This window comes from Paenibacillus sp. Soil750, from assembly GCF_001428045.1.
In the GTDB taxonomy this organism is placed as follows: Bacteria; Bacillota; Bacilli; order Paenibacillales; family NBRC-103111; genus Paenibacillus_E; species Paenibacillus_E allorhizoplanae.
The window spans coordinates 153182-171860 of record NZ_LMSD01000003.1; the positions used below are offsets into that span (position 1 = coordinate 153182).

Genomic DNA, 18679 nt, shown 5'->3' on the forward strand with positions numbered 1-18679 from the left:
GAAGTGTTCCCATGCTTCACCAATTTTCGAGAACTGAACTCGCGATAGGCCCTGAGGGTCTAGAAATTATGAAAAATAGTACCGTTGTTGTACTCGGTATTGGTGGTGTCGGCTCCATCGCGGCTGAAGCTTTAGCACGATCTGGCGTTGGACGTTTAATTCTGATCGACAAGGATGTTGTCGATATCACGAATATCAACCGTCAGATCCATGCGCTTACGACAACAGTAGGTCAGCCTAAGGCTGATCTGATGCGGGACCGTATCCTTTTGATAAACCCCGAGTGTGAAGTTATTTCTCTCCGGATGTTCTATACAGAAGAAACATATGAGCAAGTATTCGCTTATCCAATTGACTATGTGCTCGACGCAAGTGATACGATTTCCTACAAGATTCATCTGATCAAGCAATGTCTTGAACGCAAAATTCCGATGATTTCTTGTATGGGTGCAGCCAATAAAATGGATCCTACGCAATTTAGAATTGCTGATATTTCGAAGACAAGTATGGATCCAATCGCACGCGTTATTCGCCAAAGATTACGTAAAGAGGGCATTAAGAAGGGCGTGAAGGTCGTTTTCTCGATGGAAGAACCCATGAAGCCACGGGAAGACGTTACAGAGCAAATCGTGCCTGCGGATGCACCAGATAGACGTAAGGCGCAACAACCGCCTGCGAGTAATTCTTTTGTACCTCCTGTAGCGGGACTTATCATGGTGAGTGCGGCTGTGAAGGATTTGCTGGAGATTGGTGCGAAGCAAAAATAAGGCATAGCAGATACCCGGTTTACTGGGTATCTTTTTTTTACACAATTTTAATATATATCGAATAAGTATATGTTGACTCGATATATATGTTCTGTTAAATTAATACTTGTAATTGAGCAACATCAAACCATTGGAGGACAGACAACATGAACAGTCAAGATGTCATTTTAGGCTTACTTATGCACCATAGCTTATCTGGATACGACATTAAGCATAAACTCGAGACGATATTTTCCTACTTTTACAACGCGAGCTATGGCACGATTTATCCAACGTTAAGCAAAATGGAGAAAGAAGGTCTGATCACCAAACAAAGCGTGATCCAAGAAGGCAAACCCAATAAGAATGTGTTTACCATCACGGAGGAGGGGCAGCACCATTTTAAAACGTATATGTATAGTCCTGTGGAAGACAATGAGTTCAAGTCCGATGCGATGACAAGGCTGTTTTTTGGCGAATTTGTAGACACAGAAGTAGTGGTCGGTGTGTTAGAAACGTACCTCGAACGGACGAAGAACAGCCTTGAAAGTTTGCGTAAGTTGTATGCAGACTGTCAGCCGGAGATGTCGCCTACACAAGAGATATGCATTCAAATTGGCATTAGCAATACAGAAAGCCAGTTACACACGTTGACGAAGGGCATTGCACGATTGAAAATTATCGAACAGAAGTGAGGTTATGTACAAAATGGCGAATAAGAAAACAGGTTTGATTATATTGGCGATGGCACTCGGACTTCTCATGTCCGCACTGGACAACACAGTGACATCTGCGGCGATTTCACACATCATTAGCGACATTAATGGCTTTGACAAGATTAGCTGGGTATTCACGGCATATATGCTAGCTTCAACAAGCACGATGCTCGTATTTGGTAAGTTGTCGGATATGTTCGGTAGAAAATTGTTTTACATGATTGGGATTTCAATCTTCCTGATTGGATCAGCATTATGTGGAATGGCACAGGATATGACTCAACTTATTGTGTTTCGGGCCATTCAAGGTATCGGATCTGGAGCGATTTTCCCGATATCGTTTACGATCATTTACACGATATTTGCCGACCCTAAGCAGGCGGCGAAGCTGTCAGGCGTTTTTGCAGGGATCTTTGGACTATCTTCCGTTGCTGGACCACAAATTGGAACGCTCTTGGCAGAGTCATGGGGCTGGCGCTGGTGTTTCTACGTGAATTTGCCGCTTGGTGTATTATCGTTCCTTGTCTTGTTCTTTGCTCTAAAAGAATCTCGCTCCGATCGTCGTCCGAAAATCGATTATCTGGGCACGCTGTTTCTCATCGTAACAACCGTTTCACTTATGCTGGCCCTTGAGTTCGGTGGTAAGGATTACGCCTGGGGTTCATGGCAAATCATTAGTTTGTTAGCTGTCGCAGTTGTCATTGGCTTCTTGTTTATTCAAGTTGAGCGCCGAGCGCATGAACCCATTCTTCCGTTACCTTTATTCAAAAATCGGATGGTTCTGGCTACCGTCTTAGCTTGTCTATGTCAAGGTGCGATTATGTTTTCGGCTATTGCGTACTTGCCTATTTTCTCAACAGCGGTTCTGGGAAATGCGAATTCGAATAGTTTGCTGACTCCTATGATGTTTTCCTTAATGGTTGGTGCTGTTGGCTTCGGGTTCCTACAGCGTTACTTCAGCTTCCGTGCTGTGTTCGCATTCAGTATGACAGCGGGTATTGTTGTCAGTTACCTGCTTAGCGTAGTCAGTCATGATGCAAGTAAGTTCTACATGATCGTGCTTATGGTCCTTCTTGGCGTTGGTGCGATCGGACCCTTAATGAGTGTGGCTCAAAATGCCGTTGCCCAAAGTGTAGACCGCAAATATATCGGTGTCAGCTCCTCGATCGTTGGGTTTTGGCGGAATATTGGCGGGGTTCTAGGTGCGTCGATTATGGCGACTATCGTGAACAATAACTACAGTAGCCTTATCCAGGATGGTGCTGCTGCGCATCAAATGCCGCTTGATAAACTTGCTACGTTGGGGAACCCCGAGCAATTGATACGTGCAGGTTCGGAGCTGTCTCCAGCGACATTGAACTTCCTGCGCGACTCGCTAGGAACAGCGATCAATCATGGCTTTATTCTAAGTATTGCCTTTGGTGTTGTGGGGTTAGGTGCTGCCTTTATTGCAGGCCCACTGCGTTTCGCAGCCCCAGCACCTCGTCAGGATGCAAAAAGCGAGCCTGTTGTTTCACATTAAATATAGCTCCTCCATGCGTAATCCAAGCGCATTGGAGGAGCTTTTGTTTGAGTAGACATGACAAGGCCAATCGAGGCAAGGTATAATGGACAGACCAACTTTTAGCACCAAGTAAAGGAAACTAATCATGGATTTGTTTACATATGCGTCATCCCAAGATCCAGTGGGCAAGCTGCTTGCCGACCGGATGCGACCAACGACATTGGATGAATATATCGGCCAAGAACAAATTGTTGGCAAAGGCAAGCTCCTCCGACGGGCGATTGAGGCTGATCAAGTGACGTCGATCCTTCTCTACGGACCTCCAGGGACAGGGAAGACGACGTTAGCGAATATTATTGCGAACCGAACCCAAGGCGAATTTATGAAGCTCAATGCTGTGGATGCTTCCGTGAAGGACGTCCGTGAAATCATTGAACTGGCCAAAAGCACCAAAGCGATGTACGGTCGTAAAACGACCCTGTTTCTGGACGAAGTCCATCGCTTCAACACCTCGCGGCAGGACGCGCTGCTTCCTGCGGTAGAGCAGGGCATCCTCATCTTCATCGGGGCGACTACAGAGAACCCCTTTCACCATGTGAACGGGGCCCTCTTGTCGCGCTCGACGCTGTTTCAGCTCGAGCCGCTCACGGCGGAGCATGCGCTCATCGCCATGCGAAGAGCCATCGCCGATCCCGTGAAGGGGCTCGGCTTCATGCGCCTCCAAGTGGACGAGGAGGCGCTGCAGCACATCGGGCAGATGGCCAATGGCGACATCCGCCGATCCCTGAACGCGCTGGAGCTCGCAGCGCTGACGACTTCACCTGAACCGGACGGCACGGTTCATATCACGCGTGAGGTGGCGGAGGAGTCGATTCGCCGCCCGATCGTGAAAGCGGACGAGTCGACGCAGTATGACGTCTTGTCCGCCTTTCACAAGAGCGTGCGCGGCTCTAGCGACGCCGCGCTGTTCTGGTTCCTCTATGCCGTCGAGAAGCTCGGCATGGATCCTATGACCTTCCTGCGGCGTCTGATCGTTGCTTGCAGCGAAGATATCGGACTCGCCAATCCGCAGGCGATGGTCCAGTCGGTTACGGCGATGGACGCGTACCATAAGATCGGCTGGCCAGAATCGAAGTACATCATTTCCCAGGCAATTTTATTCGCGGTGGAAAGTCCGAAGTCCAACTCGATTCCACTTGCCATCATGCGTGCACAGGAGTTGATGGAGCGGGTGAAATCAGCGGAAGTTCCGCTGCATCTACGTGATACACACTACAAAGGTGCGGAGAAACTTGGTCATAAAGGCTATATGTATCCGCATAATTATCCAGGGCATTTCGTACGACAACAATACTTGCCGGATGAGATTCAGCATGAAGTGATTTTCGCGGCAACCAATCAAGGCACAGAAGAGAAGATGAAGCTTAATCAGCATAAAAGAAGAGGGACACCTACAGATTCATAGAATCCGTAGTGTCCCTCTATTTTCTTGCTCCATAAGTATGGTAAATACCTTTTCTGTAACGGGATCATACCGAATGGAGACGATGAGTGGGAATTCAGCGCCATCCTTTTTGACCCAGAAGCGGAACTGCTGTTGTACGACACCTGGTGCTACGTTGGACTTTCCAATGTATTTGTAATCCAGCAACGTATACACCTTACCGGCTTCTTGAAAAGCAAGACGGCTCCACTTGGCATAGGAGGGGTCATGTATGGGTGCTCTTATGGTATGGCTGCCGCTGCCATGTTGGATGGTGCCTGCTGCAAGTGCAGGTGAAGATGATTCAATCCAGCTCAAGCCAAACATGAGTAAAATAGCTATGATTTTGCTCAGTATCGCTCACACCTTTCGAGCTTAGCGTGTGCGACAGTGGGAGCTTGCATGCGTCTTCGAGCACGGTAAATAACAGCAATAGTAGGGTTGATATCCACTCAAGAGTTCCAATAATGTATTCCCTTCTTTTCAAGTAAATAGTGCATCTCCGTTCCCTTATACGTCCCTTTGGGGGAGAAAAGAAGCTGAATTAACCATGTGCAATCAACAAAAAAGGAGCACCTAAGTGCTCCTAAGTGCTCCTAAGTGCTCCTAAGTGCTCCTCCTCCATTACAGCTTAAAGATTTTCGTTAAATACTTGCCAGCAGCCTCACTGTACTGTTCTTGTAGAAACGTTCGCAGCTGAGCTTTCGCTTCAGGTGTTGGCAGAATATTCTTCGTAAGGCCATGCAGCTCCATCCAATGCGAAGCGGTCATATAACAGGTGCTGTTCCAGCCGTTTTTCGTACCATTGGCGTTCAGACGCTCACTAATCCCCGCAATCACAATATCAGTTTTGCTCTGCAAGTCAATCAAGGCACGATCGAATTCATTTTTGGATTCTTTCGATTTCAAATCGGTCGCAGCGCGTAGAGCTTTCACATCGATGCCTTCATTCCCAGCAATGGCGTGATACACATCTACTGCGGCTTTGGAGAGCTCACCATCCGAATAACGCTCGTCCACCGTGTAGGGATCTTCCAGTAAGTTTTTGATCAACGGAAATAACTCAGAAGAAATTAATAAGGGTTTCTTGGCGAAAAAACGTCCATAAGCCGCAAGACCATCACCAGGAAGGCGATCGCGCCATAACCAAGGATCTGTTTCGAGTCCAGTATGCCATTGCTCATGGACCGTTAAGGATTCAAGAGAAGGATGCTCAGGGATAAACGAAGAGAGGGGCAGAATTCCAATTTCCTTAACGAGCCTTTTCACATCTTCATACGTATCAGCTTTAATCGTTACCTCATTCATAGCCATACACATTCTCCTCCACACTAATCTTTGCATGAATTTCTTGCCCTTATGCTTGCCGTGCTCTTACTTATGAACCTTATCAATCACAGCGCCGCCAAGACATATCTCACCATCATAAAAGACAACAGATTGGCCTGGCGTAACTGCTTTTTGCGGCTTATCGAAAACAACTTCGCAGCTGCCGTCGGGTTGCAAGGTAATTACGACACCTTGATCCGCTTGGCGATAGCGGAATTTGGCTGTGCAGGTGTAGGTACCTTCTGGCTTTTTCGAAGAGATCCAGTTTACATCAGTTGCCGTCAGACCCTTAGAGTAAAGTCCAGGATGTTGTTCCCCTTGCACGACGAGCAATTCGTTTGTCTCCAAATTTTTGTCCACAACGAACCATGGCTCACCAGAGCCGGATCCACCAATCCCAAGGCCTTGTCTTTGGCCTAATGTGTAATACATTAACCCGTCATGACGCCCTTTGATTTCACCACCCCGAATATCGACCATATTGCCTGGGCGAGCAGGGAGGTATTGGCTGAGGAACGTCTTGAAGTCGCGCTCGCCAATGAAACAAATCCCAGTACTATCTTTCTTCTTCGCCGTTGCAAGGCCAGCTGCTTCAGCAATTTCACGTACCTTGGACTTGGGCAAGTGACCGATTGGGAACATCGCTTTGGCGAGCTGACTTTGATTAAGGACGTTAAGGAAATAAGTCTGATCCTTATTCGAATCATTTCCACGCATCAACACGAATTCGCCGTCTTGTTCCTTCACTTGTGCGTAATGTCCAGTCGCGATGTAGTCGCCGCCTAAATCGAGTACCTTTTGCAGCAATTCCCCGAATTTAATTTCACGGTTACACATGACATCTGGGTTTGGCGTGCGGCCCTTGGTGTACTCGTCCAAAAAGTAGGCGAAAACTTTGTCGTAATACTGCTTCTCAAAATTTACTGTATAGAAAGGAATGTCGAGCTGGTCACAGACCCGTCTGACATCCTCTGCATCTTCTTCTGCCGTACAATGACCAAATTCGTCAGTATCATCCCAGTTTTTCATGAAAATGCCAATGACTTCATAACCTTGCTCTTTGAGCAGCAGCGCGGCGACCGAAGAATCGACACCTCCAGACATTCCTAAGATGACACGTTTTTTTGTTTCCATAGCGTAAACCTCTTTTCCATCTTGCTTGACTTTGGTAGAGCTGTTCATTTTGAACACTACTATTATACATGCCAATTGCTCAAATTTAAAATATTTCATGAGAATGTCATTGTTTTTCCCCCACATTACAAGGGTTTTGTGATAACATAGATACGATATACGGATGTTTTGGAATGTTTTTGCGAAAAATGGAAACGCTGTTTACCTAGATAGGGACGACCCTGGTGTTAAAGCGTGGGTAGCAGATTTGGTAAGCATCTCAAGTTTTAGCGATATATACAGACTCCTTGATGGCATATCATGTTGAATGAGGTGTTAATTTTGAAGATTTCCACAAAAGGTCGTTATGGACTAACGATCATGATGGAATTGGCCAACCGAGTGGGTGAAGGACCGACTTCACTGAAGAGCATTGCTGAGAGACATCAGCTTTCTGAACATTATCTTGAGCAGCTTGTAGCTCCTTTACGGAATGCGGGTTTAGTCAAAAGTATCCGCGGAGCTTACGGCGGTTATATTCTTTCTAAATCTGCCGAACAGGTAACTGCAGGTGAAGTAATTCGCGTACTTGAAGGACCGATCAGCCCCGTAGATTTTACGGAAGAAGATGATCCCGCCAAAAGGGACTTGTGGATTCGTATTCGTGATAGCATTGCAGATGTGCTGGACTCCACAACATTGGCGAATCTGATTTCTTTTGAGGATAAAGGTAAAAACGATAATTACATGTTTTACATTTAAGGTGACATATGGAACCTATTTATCTTGATCATGCTGCAACAACGCCCGTACATGCTGAAGTATGGGAGGCTATGTTGCCTTTCTATACAACAAATTACGGTAATCCTTCCAGTACGCATAGCTTCGGCCGTGCGGCAAGAACTGCGTTGAATCGCTTCCGTGATGGTATGGCGAAATCCTTAGGCTGTTTGCCTGGTGAGCTTATCTTTACAAGCGGCGGAACAGAAAGCAATAATATGGCGATCTTTGGGATCATGCATGGGGATCAAGCTGGCAGAAAGCATATCGTAACGAGTGCGATCGAGCATCACGCCGTGCTTCATCCCTGTGAACGGTTGGAAAGCCTTGGATTTGAAGTTACATACGTCCCGGTAGGTTCAGATGGACTTATTCAAATAGAAGATGTGGAAGCAGCTATTCGTCCCGATACAGCTTTAATTTCTATGATGTATGTGAACAATGAAGTAGGGACTATCCAACCCATTGAGCAAATTGGTCGGCTAGCACAAAAACTTGGCATTACCTTTCATGTCGATGCGGTGCAAGCTTTAGGGAAGATTTCCCTGAATCTTGCCGAACTGCCGGTCGATCTCGTGAGCCTGTCTGCCCACAAAATTTATGGCCCCAAAGGCGCAGGTGCCCTCTACGTTTCCAAGCATACGAAGCTGCTTCCTCACGTATTCGGTGGTTCACAAGAACGCAAGCGAAGGGCTGGAACTGAAAATATCCCCGCCATTGCCGGCTTCGCCAAAGCAGTTGAAACCATTCTTCCGCTCCAAGAACGCAACTACACACAAGCAAGTAGGCTACGCGAACACATGATTTCCATCTTAGAACAGCAATTGGGCTGTGAGGGGTTTGTGATTAACGGGCATAAGGCTTGGCATGTCCCGCACATTCTAAACATTTCTTTTCCAGGTGTTTCTACAGAAACACTTTTAATGAATCTTGATTTAGAACAGGTAGCTGCTGCAAGCGGCTCCGCATGCACGTCTGGCTCACTTGAAGTTTCGCATGTCTTACAAGCCATGAAACTTCCAGAAAATGTGACACACTCCGCTGTGCGATTTAGCTTTGGAATGGGGAATTCTAAAGAACAAATCGAAACGGCTGCCCAGAAAGTTGCAACCATTATAGAGCGGTTGCGTAATAAGTAGTACTGGGTGGTTCTAGGAGGCGTTACGCTTTGCGCAGAGCGCATGAATTAATAGGACTTCCCGTGTTAACCGTTGAGTCGGGTAAGCAAGTTGGTGAAGTAAAGGATTTATTGATTGACCCAACGTGGAACATAAGCGGCATTATACTCGAAGCGAAGACGTGGTTCTCGTCCTTACGATACATTTCATGGGAGGGAATCGTTGCTGCCGGAGAGGATGCTATAACCATACCGAACGATAGTGTCATTTGTGAATTTGGACAGAAGAATGAGTGCCATGCTTTTCTTGAGGGAAGCGACAAGATTAAGGGACTCCCGGTCATCACAGTGGGAGGGCACGAATTAGGCGTGGTAGAAGATGTTTATTTAAACCAGAATTGGGGTAAACAAATAGTAGGTTATGAATTGTCCGAAGGGTTTATTTCTGATTTAAAAGAAGGGCGAAAGTGGCTTCCCATGCCAGAATCGGCAACCATGGGGGAAGATGCAATCATCGTGCCTGGACATTGCGCTCAGGAAGTAGAAGAACTCTTCGTATCCAAAGAAGAATAGGGTGAGCATGATGCGTTGTCCAAACTGTAATTCCAAAGATATTGGAAAGATCGGTTCCCATCAATTTTACTGTTGGGGTTGTTTCATTGAACTCAGCGTAAACGGAGATAAGATGTCCGTTTATCAAGTTGAGGAAGATGGAACGTTAAGTTCTCTGGATGATTTGTTTTTTGAGGAAGAAGTTTCTCATATCCACGAGCACGTGAACTAAAGTTAACAGTTGAAGCGTTATTGGTCAGGCGAGGAATCGCTTGAACAATAACGCTTTTTTTGTCATAAGGTGCCAAGTCAGGATTAAATTGGACAGCTAGTACACATACTGTATGAACGTTACATTGAATTCAAATGACAGAGGTGGAGGCAGCATGGAACGATTTTGGAGTAATAAATGGTTTGTGGGGTTGATATATGCCTTATTAATCTTAGTCGGGTTATATTTGCTTTTGCTGATTAAACCTATCTTGTTTCACTTTTTCACATTCATTAAAGCCATCGTGATGCCGTTTTTTATAGCGATAATCATCTCGTATATTTTAAATCCTGTTGTCACGATTCTGAACAAACGCAAAATGCCGAGAACAATTGCCGTATTGTTGATTTATAGTGTGTTTATCACATCAGTGACGGTCATTATTATGAATATGACACCAATGTTTGTGGAGCAAGCGGCTGAATTAAATGAACATATGCCACAAATGGCGATGAAAGCACAGTCCCTTGTTGATGGCTTTAATCAAAATCAACTGCTGCCTGACAGTGTTCGAAATGGCTTTAATCATTCCATAGGGAAACTGGAGACGAAGATTTCCATGGCGGTTGCGAATTACATGAATCAAATTGGGACGACGATCAATATGCTGTTTATAGCTTTCATTGTGCCGTTCCTGTCTTTCTACATCTTGAAGGATTTTCAGATTATCGAGAAAACCGCGCTAGCCATTGTACCGACGAAGCATCGCAAAAAAACCGTCTCCCTGCTCATGGACATTGATACGGCGCTTGGCAACTATATACGCGGGCAGCTCCTCGTGTGCTTGATTATTGGTGTGCTAGCGTATGTGGGCTACTGGCTAATAGGAATGCCGTACCCGTTATTGCTCGCCAGCGTTGTCGCGATCTTCAATATTATCCCGTATATGGGGCCTTTTTTGGGTGCGGCACCGGCTATTATTATGGCTTCAACCGTCTCGTTGAAAATGGTGCTGTTCGTCGCACTTGTCAATTTGACGGTGCAAATTCTCGAGGGGAATGTGATTTCGCCACAAATCGTAGGTAAAACGCTGCACATGCATCCGCTATTTATCATCTTCGCCTTGCTTGTTGGTGGAGAAGTAGCTGGCGTTGTGGGATTGATCTTGGCGGTACCCTTCTTCGCCGTAATGAAAGTCATCATCCAGCATGTGTTCATCCACTTCGTTCATAAACAAACAACCTAGACAAATTGATCTGGAAACAAGCAAAAGACGCACAAAACCCCTTGAGCCATGACTTGCGGGATCATGGTCCAAAGGGTTTTGCACGAGGGTTGAGGAGTTAGAAAAGGTTGTGGCCCATACGTAAACCATGAAATGGACTACGGAATAAGTGAGTATTAAACAAGCTGTTATTGTAAGTTCGATAATGAAAATCATTATCAATAAAACTAGTATACTTCTATTGAGAATCATTGTCAACGGTGATTTTCTGATAAAATTAAACGAGGTAAATGACTATTTCAGATGCTTGTCTTTATCATCCTTCCTTCTTATTATTATATTTTTTTTATTATTTTTTTTAGAATAGCTTATTAGACGTTTTGTTTCGGAAATACTTAAAAAACATTTTTATATAATTTAATGAATAAAGATACAAAAAGAAGCAGACATCTGATGAGTCTCAGTTGTTGTCTGCTTCTTTTTTTGCAGCTATAACTGGAATCTCCGCTATCAAAATATGCCGCGGCTCTGCTTATACCCTCACTAATAACCCAATCTCATTTCCATATCTCAAAAAAATGTTTACAAAAACAAAAGAGGAAACGTAGCATTGATGGCGAATGATATTTATCGATAATTAATAAATCTAAATGATTTATTAATTGAATAAACGAATAAACGAATGAAGCTATTTCCTGTACTTCGAAATCATTGTGAAAATTGAAAACAAGGAGATGACTAACAAGTGAACAAGAAACTGTTAACCCGCTGCTTCACCTGCCTGATGGCCGCGCACCTTGCCGCCAGCTCTCTGCTGACGCTTAGCAGCTCTGCAGCTGCAGAAAGTGCAGCCGCCATCGAAGCGGGCACTGGAATCCCCCGCATGCTCATTACTGAAATGGTCCCTGACTCCGGTGGAGACGATGCACTGGGAGAGGATCCCTACGAGTACCTAGAGGTTTATAACAACAGCGACCAGCCGATCGACTTCAAGGACTATTCTATTTTATACAGGTACCCTGGGGAGCCCGGCCAGGATTTATTCTGGCGGCCTTACACCGATAAACAGATTATCATCCAGCCTAAGCAGGCCATGGTTTTCTGGGCGGTTACGGCGTCAGGGGAGCCCAAGACGGTGGCTGACTTTAATCAGCATTTTCAAACCTCGCTCGTTGAAAATAAAGACATTGTCCGGATTCCCGGCGGTCTTAACAACCTGAGGGAAAGAACCCTCGTAGTAGCTACTAATACAGGAACCGACATTGTACGTGCGAGCTTTAATCCAGGCGTGATCGATACAGCTGCGGATCTGAGTATCGAGTACGGCGTTCCAGACGCCGGCAGTCTCGATATGAAGAAGCTCAGCTCCAAGACGTTGCCGGCCTCCCCGGGAACCTTCAACCCGGCTAACGTACCCGCGGAGCCTGTCCTCACTGTGAACGACCCTGTCCCGCCGTCGGTAAAGGATCTTTCAGATCACTCCGGCATTGACCTGATCAAGCCAATTGAGCTGATGGCCGAAGCGGCAGATGATCGTCTTCTTGCGTCCGTTAATCTATACTATAAATCCAACAAGACGACGAATTATAAAATGGTAACCTCGCCTCGCGGCGCCGACGGACGCTTCCGCTACTCGTTGGAGATGATGGAATGGTTCGGGAGCCCGACACTCGACTACTATTTCCAAGCATCCGATACCTTCAACACAACGTCAACGGCTCCGAAAACGATCAGCTTGGCTGGGAATGAGAAAAGCCCTGCGCTGAACGTTCTTGATGGCGATGTTCTGTCTGGTGAGCGGGTTCTGATCGGTTCGTCTACCACCGCAGGGTCCATGTCGCTGTCGATCGACGGCCAGCCGGTCAGTCCAACGGAACGAGCCATGGAGAAAACGGCTTATTTTGTATTTGAAGCGGACGACATAAATGTAGGGCAGAACGTGACCACCATGGGCAGCGAGACGCTGTACTTGATTCCGTTCCAAACCAATGATTACAAAACCATGGTGGTGCCGGTACGGCCCGATTTGTTCAAGTACGGTCAGGCGAATCCGATTGCACTGCGAGCGGGTTCATCAACCCGACCTTATTATGAGAACCAGCCGGAGCCCGGCCTGGATGATTTCAATATCCGCAATGTCCGGCTTGTTTTGGCGGACGGTACGGTCATACGCGACCCGAAATATGCGAATCCGGCCACCATATTGGACATGGGAGATAACGGACGCTTCCTTCCGGTTGTGTACTTCAACTTCACGATTCCCGAGCGCTATTGGGACGGGATCTCCTACCGATGGAACACCGCAGCAGCCGTTGAGGGACCTCATCGGGTCGAGGTGTCGCTGCCTGACGGCAGCAAGGACACAGCGAGCGTGATGGTAGACAATCAAGGTCCGGTTGTAACTGCGAATATTACGGAAGGCAGTACTTACAAAGGGGCTTTTGAGATACAAGCTTCCGCATCGGATGCGGCTTCCTCCGTCAAATCCTTCGAGGTGAGACTGGATGGCAAGCTCATTGAGGTTCCGTATTCCACCTCCTCTGCGGCTCTCACTCCGGGGGAGCATAATCTTGTGCTTAAGGCTGTAGACGCCGGGGGCAAATCGACGGAGAAAACGACCAAGTTCACAACGCCTGTAGAGCTTCCGGGTATGCCGCTCCTAGCGGCGCCGGCGGACGGTGCACAGGATACGGACACGAATGTGAGCCTGCAGGTATCGGTTTCCGATCCGACCGGCGACCCGCTGAACGTGAAGTTCTTTAAAGGGCAAAAGATCACCGCCGCGGACGCGGGAGTGACCGCTTACAAGCATGCGGCTGATGTAGAGCCTCCTCTGACCTTGACGAGTCCGGGAGAAATGCAGCTGACCGCCGAAGAACAAACAGCCGCCGGAGCCTCCGATGACCGTTACGTCACTAATGACTCTACTGAACAGTTTCCTTATCAGCGCTTTGAAGTGGAAGTGAGGGCGGAAACCGGCGCCGGCGATCGTCTCGAGCTAAGTTGGGAAGGGCATTCGCTCAAGGGTCGTAAAGTAGGTTTGTACGCATGGAATTATCCTGCGGCAAAGTGGGATTCCCTAGCGTCCACAGTGGCCATTTCCGAGGAAGACTTTAACCTCTCAGCGGCGGTGGACGGCGGCAATTATGCAAGAAACGGCAAAGTCCAAGTCCTGATTCAGGACGAGATTCCGCGCCGTGAGCAGTACGATTTTACCATTGCCTCTATCCCGGACACACAGATCTACGCGGAAATTCAGCCGGAGTATTTTGAGTCCCAAGTCAATTTCCTGCGCGATGCCAAAGAATCGATGAATATTCAATATGTGATGCAAGTGGGGGACATTGTAAACTCCGCAGGCATCAAAGGACAGTGGGAACGTGCGGATAAGTTTATGAAGGTGGTGGAAGACGCCCAAATTCCTTGGGGTTTAGTCGCGGGCAACCATGACGTGTTCGACGGAGGAGCGACATCAGTGCCGGATTACTCGGAATTCTCGAAGTATTTCGGAGAGAACCGCTTTAAGGAACAGCCTTACTACGGAGAGTCGTACAAAGATAACAAAGGTCACTATGACCTGATATCAGCAGGCGGTAACGATTTTATTTTCGTCTACATGGGCTGGGGTATGAATGATGAGGATATGGACTGGATGAACAGCGTTCTGAAGCAGTATCCGGATCGTAAAGCGGCCATTGTGGTTCATAATTATTTGCAAAATAACGCAACGAGATCCGCAACTGGCAACGAGATTTACCAGAAAGTAGTAGTTCCGAATCCTAACGTATGGATGGTCATGAGCGGTCATTTCACCGGAAGTGCACTGCGTACCGACCAGCTTGATGATAACAAGGACGGACAGCCGGATCGCAAAGTGTACCAGATTCTTAATGATTATCAGGGCATTCCGAACGGCGGAAATGGATATTTGAAGCTTCTGCATTTTGATACGGAGACGGATACCGTCTATGTTAATACGTATTCCCCGTATTTGGACGATTACAATTATTACGATCCTAGCAAGGACGAGTTTAAACTTTCGGTGGACCTGAAACCGATGGTGAAAAGAGTGGCGACCGACGCGATGACGGTAAAAGTATACGCTAACGATGCGATTGGATCGGCGCAGGCGGCCAGCGGTTCCACAGCCATGGTCAACTGGAACGGCCTGAAAGGAAGCACGAATTATGAATGGTACGCACTGGCGGAGGACAACTTCGGAGGACGGATGTACTCGGATATTTGGTCCTTCCGTACCCGCCTTACCGTTGAAGCGCCACAAGACGTGAAGGTTGCAAACGTGATCGCGGGTTCGGCGCAGTTGAGCTGGTCACCGGTAATGGCATCCGACGGAAGCAGCGTGACCTACCAGGTGTACAGCAGTCATGGGACCGTCTCCACGGTGACCGGCACGGTGTACAATTTGACGGGACTGGAGCCAGATACGGTGTATACGTTCCAGGTCAAGTCCGTACACTCGTCGGGAGCAGAATCTGTGCTCAGCGAGCCGGTAAGTTTTAAGACATCGATCGACCTGCCTGCTCTGCAGAACGGCCTGCAGCGCTTTATTGCCCCCGGTAAGGTTACCCATCCGCTGGCCAAACAGCTGGAGAATGCGCTGAGCCAGGCGGAGAGCCATGTGCAGAAGGGACAGCAGGATCAGGCAGCCAAGAAGATCGAGGACTTTATTAAGCATCTCAACAATAAAGCACTTGAAGAACTAGCGTCAGCCGACGCCAGGCAGTGGATGAATGATAAAGCTGCGGCCCTGCTTCGAGTCTGGAACCGATAACCTGCTTGGAAGACGCAAATAAACAAAAGCCCCTGGAAGATTGCTCATCTCTTCCAGGGGTTTTTCGTTGTGAAAATATCGTCTATAACCCTGTATTTCCAGTTTACTGATGTACAACCGAGCGGTGACTACCAGTCACAGCGACAGGCTATCGAGCGGGATCTTGAACACGCTCTGCACGACAAGCCCGACGGCCAGTGCAGTCTCGTCCTCCACGTCGGTAAGGTGTAGAAACTCTACGTTCCGGCACGTTTCCGGTACTTGGGCCATCACCCGCGCTTTGAGTTCGTCGACGAACGACTCCCCCCATACCGGGAGCATAAACCCGGTGAGCAGAATACTGTCCGGATTGAGCAGGGTGACGATATTGGCAACGGCGTAAACGATCGCCGTCCTCACCACCTCGCTCAGCTTAACGGTTTCGGGGTCTACGGCGCGGACAGCTTCATTGAACTGCTCCCAACTCCGACCGAGCGTCCGCAGCAAGCCCCTGGAGGAAGCCAATGTGGTTAGGCACCCTCTGCCACCACAGTAGCACTCATAATCGTAGGGCGGCATAAACGCCTTATAGTGGCCAACCTCGCCTGCTACGAAGGAGGAGCCGGTGACCAGTAGCTTTTCTACGACGATGGCGCCCCCGATGCCTCTGGCTAATTTAAGTGTCACATTGTTTTTGGAGGAAATCAGACTTCCGCCCATATTTTCGTTGAGCGCAAGCAGATTGGTGTCATTCTCCAGAAAGACGGGCAGCCCATACTCTTCCTCGAGCAGCTTCGCAAGCGGTATCCGCTTCCAGCCGAGCCCCGGCGAGCGAAGCAGAATGCCTTCGGAGGAGTCAACGAGTCCATGGACGCTGAAGCCGATTCCTTTCAGGAAGGTAGGGTCAGGGATCTGGCCCATGAGTTTGTCAATTACACTGCGGATCACCCGGAGCAAGTCCTCTTCGGTCTCGTAACGGTCTGCCTTCACTTCAGCTTCCGCCAAGCGGACGTGCTGAAAATTATATACCGCCCCCCGTGCCGATGTGCCTGACAATTCAATTCCGATCGCACTGAATCGGGAACCGTTAAGCAGCAGGGGGACGCGCTTACGGCCGCTGCCGCTCTCAAGGGATTGCGGTGCGCCTTCGACGATCACTTGATCCTCGAGAAGACGGTTGACGATGTTGGTGACGGTTTGCTGACTAAGTCCGGTTTTTCCAGCTAGCTCTACACGGGAGATCGGACATTCCGAATAGATCAGATGCAGCACCTTCTGCTGATTTATGGATTTAAGCAGCGTGTGGCTTGCATGTTTCAATGTGGACATAAGTCGACCTCTTCCTTGAACTGAACACGTTTATTCTCTTAGTAGAAATTAGTTTACCACGCAGGACATTACTGGGTAAAGTCAGGGATTTTGTCGAAAGATTTCTATTGTATCAACAAGAAAAAAGAGGTAGGATAATAATAAATAAAATTGATTTATTAATAGAGTGTAAATTGTAAGCGCGTTCAAACCTTATTAATCAGCGATTTTTAACAGATCCCTTACAAAACGATAATCATCGCCAAACAATTACACTGTATTATTGGATTTAATAAATCAATTTTATTTATTAATTCGAGGGGGGTTTAAGTATGAGAAACAAATTTGGAAAGCTTACGGCTTTAAGCTTGGCAGTTGCTATGTCAGGTTCTCTGCTTGCAGGGTGTACAGGAAAAACGGAAAAGCCTTCCGCGAGTCAGCCTCAGAATCAGACTAAAGAAGATGTCTACGAAAACGGGCTGTCGAAGACGGAAAAAGTGACGCTGAAGATCGGCTTCTTCATGGGAGGCTATGGAAGGGAATGGTTCGATTATGCCGTAAAATCCTTCCAGGCCAAATACCCGAACGTTTCCTTCGACGTTACAGCATCTGCGGACATGAAGAGCATGATTCAAACGAAAGTTTCCGCAGGCAACGATAACGACATGTTCGACATTTTCAACACCACGCCGCCGTCCGGAGCACAAGGCATCATTTCCCTGGCAGAAGCCGGTAAGCTCGAGCCTTTCGATGACATGTTCGACAAAAAGCTTCCGGACGTACCGGGCAAAGCAATGAAGGAACTCATGATGCCGGGCCTCGCCGAATCGTTCACCAAGGTGAACGGAAAGGTATACGAGTTTGCCACCTCGAGCTCTTACGGAGGATTGTTCTTCAATAAGACGCTGTTCGAGCAGAAGGGCTGGAACCAGAATCCGAAGACATGGGCCGAGTTTAACGACCTGCTTGCCAAAATTAAGGCGGACGGCCTTGCTCCGATTACTTTCCCGGGAGTTTACCCTAATTACTATGACTGGGCCTTTGGACCTGCAAAGCTGTTTGAGCTGGCCGATATCAAAGGAAACGCAGATAAGGTAATCGAGAACTATAAAACGTACAATGTCCCTCAATTTACCAGCGAGGAAAGCTTGGAACACTGGAACCGCCTGTATGAGCTTGGCAAGAAGGGATACTTCCCGGAAGGATTGCCGGCGTTAAACCATACCCAGTCCCAGATGCAGGTGATTCAAGGACAGGCCGCGATGGTTTCCACAGGAAGCCATGTGGAGAACGAAATGAAGAAGACCACTCCAGAAGACTTCAAATGGGGCTTTATGGCGGTGCCGTTCAGGGATAAGGTGGAACAAAAGCTTTGGATCCGAAGTGGAATCACCAACTTCCAATACATGTGGGCCGGCAAGCCTGATCTGAACAAGAAGTGGTCCAAGGAGTTCATTCTGTGGCTGATGACGTTGGATAACCAGCAGTTTGCCGCAGAAAAAGCGGGCGCCCTCCCGATGAGAAAAGACTTGATTGACGATTCGAGTAAAGTCGTTAAGCTTTCCACCTCTGCGCAGGCGATTCTGAAGTATATTAAGGATAACGATGCCCGGTCGTATAAGCCGCACAGAACCGTTAGCATCTCCGATCCGAACCTGGCCAAAGCCAATAAGATGATGGAGGAAGCCACGGTGAAGATCGTATTAGGCAAGCAGGATCCGAAGCCGATTCTCGAAGAAGCAGACGCTTTGCTCAAGAAAGCCGTAGAAGCTCAGAAAAAATAAGTTTATATGCGGGGAGGGGATCCTCTCCGCTTTTCCATTT

General features: G+C 47.7%; 17 protein-coding genes. 11 read left to right on the top strand and 6 right to left on the bottom strand.

Features of this window, described 5'->3' with window-relative positions:
- The first annotated feature begins 11 nt into the window (after positions 1-11).
- The 4 genes from ASL11_RS04990 (at position 12) to ASL11_RS05005 (ending at position 4431) form a co-directional block, all read left to right on the top strand.
- A complete protein-coding gene (locus ASL11_RS04990; RefSeq protein WP_056610446.1) occupies positions 12-767 on the top strand; it encodes a tRNA threonylcarbamoyladenosine dehydratase in 756 nt (251 codons plus the stop codon).
- A gap of 146 nt (positions 768-913) precedes the next feature.
- Complete coding sequence (locus tag ASL11_RS04995) at positions 914-1441, top strand: PadR family transcriptional regulator (RefSeq protein WP_056610448.1); 528 nt, start codon at positions 914-916, stop codon at positions 1439-1441.
- A gap of 13 nt (positions 1442-1454) precedes the next feature.
- The gene (locus ASL11_RS05000; protein ID WP_056610450.1) at positions 1455-2984 is read left to right on the top strand and encodes an MFS transporter; all 1530 of its coding nucleotides are present in this window, start codon (positions 1455-1457) and stop codon (positions 2982-2984) included.
- Between the two features lie 127 nt (positions 2985-3111).
- On the top strand, positions 3112-4431 hold the full coding sequence (locus ASL11_RS05005) for a replication-associated recombination protein A (RefSeq protein WP_056610452.1): 1320 nt from the start codon (positions 3112-3114) through the stop codon (positions 4429-4431).
- Here ASL11_RS05005 and ASL11_RS35635 read toward each other — a convergent pair.
- The 3 genes from ASL11_RS35635 to mnmA all read right to left on the bottom strand — a co-directional run bounded on the left by ASL11_RS35635 (position 4426) and on the right by mnmA (position 6912).
- Positions 4426-4776: a DUF3889 domain-containing protein gene (locus ASL11_RS35635; protein ID WP_082595257.1), complete on the bottom strand. Its 351-nt coding sequence runs from the start codon at positions 4774-4776 to the stop codon at positions 4426-4428. The genes ASL11_RS05005 and ASL11_RS35635 overlap by 6 nt on opposite strands.
- A 297-nt stretch (positions 4777-5073) precedes the next feature.
- Positions 5074-5763: an AlkZ-related protein gene (locus ASL11_RS05015; protein ID WP_056610455.1), complete on the bottom strand. Its 690-nt coding sequence runs from the start codon at positions 5761-5763 to the stop codon at positions 5074-5076.
- Positions 5764-5823: 60 nt separating this feature from the next.
- Positions 5824-6912: a tRNA 2-thiouridine(34) synthase MnmA gene (gene mnmA, locus ASL11_RS05020; protein WP_056610457.1), complete on the bottom strand. Its 1089-nt coding sequence runs from the start codon at positions 6910-6912 to the stop codon at positions 5824-5826.
- A 321-nt stretch (positions 6913-7233) separates the two neighbouring features.
- Here mnmA and cymR point away from each other — a divergent pair, with 321 nt between their 5' ends.
- The 5 genes from cymR to ASL11_RS05045 all read left to right on the top strand — a co-directional run bounded on the left by cymR (position 7234) and on the right by ASL11_RS05045 (position 10797).
- Positions 7234-7653 (top strand): cysteine metabolism transcriptional regulator CymR, encoded by a 420-nt coding sequence (gene cymR, locus ASL11_RS05025; protein ID WP_056610615.1) that lies wholly within the window; start codon positions 7234-7236, stop codon positions 7651-7653.
- A gap of 8 nt (positions 7654-7661) precedes the next feature.
- Entirely contained in the window at positions 7662-8810 is a 1149-nt protein-coding gene (locus tag ASL11_RS05030) for a cysteine desulfurase family protein (protein WP_056610458.1), read from the top strand.
- Positions 8811-8839: 29 nt separating this feature from the next.
- A complete protein-coding gene (locus tag ASL11_RS05035) occupies positions 8840-9361 on the top strand; it encodes a PRC-barrel domain-containing protein (RefSeq protein ID WP_056610460.1) in 522 nt (173 codons plus the stop codon).
- Positions 9362-9368: 7 nt separating this feature from the next.
- The gene (locus ASL11_RS37350; protein WP_028555750.1) at positions 9369-9572 is read left to right on the top strand and encodes a hypothetical protein; all 204 of its coding nucleotides are present in this window, start codon (positions 9369-9371) and stop codon (positions 9570-9572) included.
- Positions 9573-9726: 154 nt separating this feature from the next.
- A complete protein-coding gene (locus tag ASL11_RS05045; RefSeq protein WP_056610462.1) occupies positions 9727-10797 on the top strand; it encodes an AI-2E family transporter in 1071 nt (356 codons plus the stop codon).
- A 717-nt stretch (positions 10798-11514) separates the two neighbouring features.
- On the opposite strand, the gene ASL11_RS37355 is transcribed toward ASL11_RS05045, so the two are convergent.
- Together ASL11_RS37355 and ASL11_RS37360 are read right to left on the bottom strand one after the other, a co-directional pair.
- Positions 11515-11667: a hypothetical protein gene (locus ASL11_RS37355; protein WP_235550379.1), complete on the bottom strand. Its 153-nt coding sequence runs from the start codon at positions 11665-11667 to the stop codon at positions 11515-11517.
- A gap of 786 nt (positions 11668-12453) precedes the next feature.
- Positions 12454-12660 (bottom strand): hypothetical protein, encoded by a 207-nt coding sequence (locus ASL11_RS37360; protein ID WP_235550380.1) that lies wholly within the window; start codon positions 12658-12660, stop codon positions 12454-12456.
- 124 nt (positions 12661-12784) lie between these two features.
- Here ASL11_RS37360 and ASL11_RS05050 point away from each other — a divergent pair, with 124 nt between their 5' ends.
- A complete protein-coding gene (locus ASL11_RS05050; protein WP_235550381.1) occupies positions 12785-15568 on the top strand; it encodes an FIMAH domain-containing protein in 2784 nt (927 codons plus the stop codon).
- A 135-nt stretch (positions 15569-15703) separates the two neighbouring features.
- Here the strand turns inward: ASL11_RS05050 and ASL11_RS05055 are convergent, their stop codons facing one another.
- Positions 15704-16876 carry an ROK family transcriptional regulator gene (locus ASL11_RS05055; RefSeq protein WP_056610466.1) on the bottom strand — a complete coding sequence of 391 codons (1173 nt, stop codon included), beginning with the start codon at positions 16874-16876 and terminating at the stop codon, positions 15704-15706.
- Positions 16877-17187: 311 nt separating this feature from the next.
- On the opposite strand from ASL11_RS05055, the gene ASL11_RS05060 reads away from it, so the two are divergent.
- Entirely contained in the window at positions 17188-18639 is a 1452-nt protein-coding gene (locus ASL11_RS05060) for an ABC transporter substrate-binding protein (RefSeq protein ID WP_056610469.1), read from the top strand.
- Positions 18640-18679 lie beyond the last annotated feature (40 nt).

Coding starts and splice junctions, on each gene's coding strand:
- ASL11_RS04990 (WP_056610446.1), top strand. CDS start 12: ATGCTTCACCAATTTTCGAGAACTGAACTCGCGATAGGCCCTGAGGGT.
- ASL11_RS05030 (WP_056610458.1), top strand. CDS start 7,662: ATGGAACCTATTTATCTTGATCATGCTGCAACAACGCCCGTACATGCT.
- ASL11_RS05015 (WP_056610455.1), bottom strand. CDS start 5,763: ATGGCTATGAATGAGGTAACGATTAAAGCTGATACGTATGAAGATGTG.
- ASL11_RS05055 (WP_056610466.1), bottom strand. CDS start 16,876: ATGTCCACATTGAAACATGCAAGCCACACGCTGCTTAAATCCATAAAT.
- ASL11_RS04995 (WP_056610448.1), top strand. CDS start 914: ATGAACAGTCAAGATGTCATTTTAGGCTTACTTATGCACCATAGCTTA.
- ASL11_RS37355 (WP_235550379.1), bottom strand. CDS start 11,667: ATGAGCATGCGGGGGATTCCAGTGCCCGCTTCGATGGCGGCTGCACTT.
- mnmA (WP_056610457.1), bottom strand. CDS start 6,912: ATGGAAACAAAAAAACGTGTCATCTTAGGAATGTCTGGAGGTGTCGAT.
- ASL11_RS37350 (WP_028555750.1), top strand. CDS start 9,369: ATGATGCGTTGTCCAAACTGTAATTCCAAAGATATTGGAAAGATCGGT.
- ASL11_RS05045 (WP_056610462.1), top strand. CDS start 9,727: ATGGAACGATTTTGGAGTAATAAATGGTTTGTGGGGTTGATATATGCC.
- ASL11_RS37360 (WP_235550380.1), bottom strand. CDS start 12,660: ATGGCTCGTTCCGTTGGACTGACCGGCTGGCCGTCGATCGACAGCGAC.
- ASL11_RS05005 (WP_056610452.1), top strand. CDS start 3,112: ATGGATTTGTTTACATATGCGTCATCCCAAGATCCAGTGGGCAAGCTG.
- ASL11_RS05000 (WP_056610450.1), top strand. CDS start 1,455: ATGGCGAATAAGAAAACAGGTTTGATTATATTGGCGATGGCACTCGGA.
- ASL11_RS05060 (WP_056610469.1), top strand. CDS start 17,188: ATGAGAAACAAATTTGGAAAGCTTACGGCTTTAAGCTTGGCAGTTGCT.
- ASL11_RS35635 (WP_082595257.1), bottom strand. CDS start 4,776: ATGTTTGGCTTGAGCTGGATTGAATCATCTTCACCTGCACTTGCAGCA.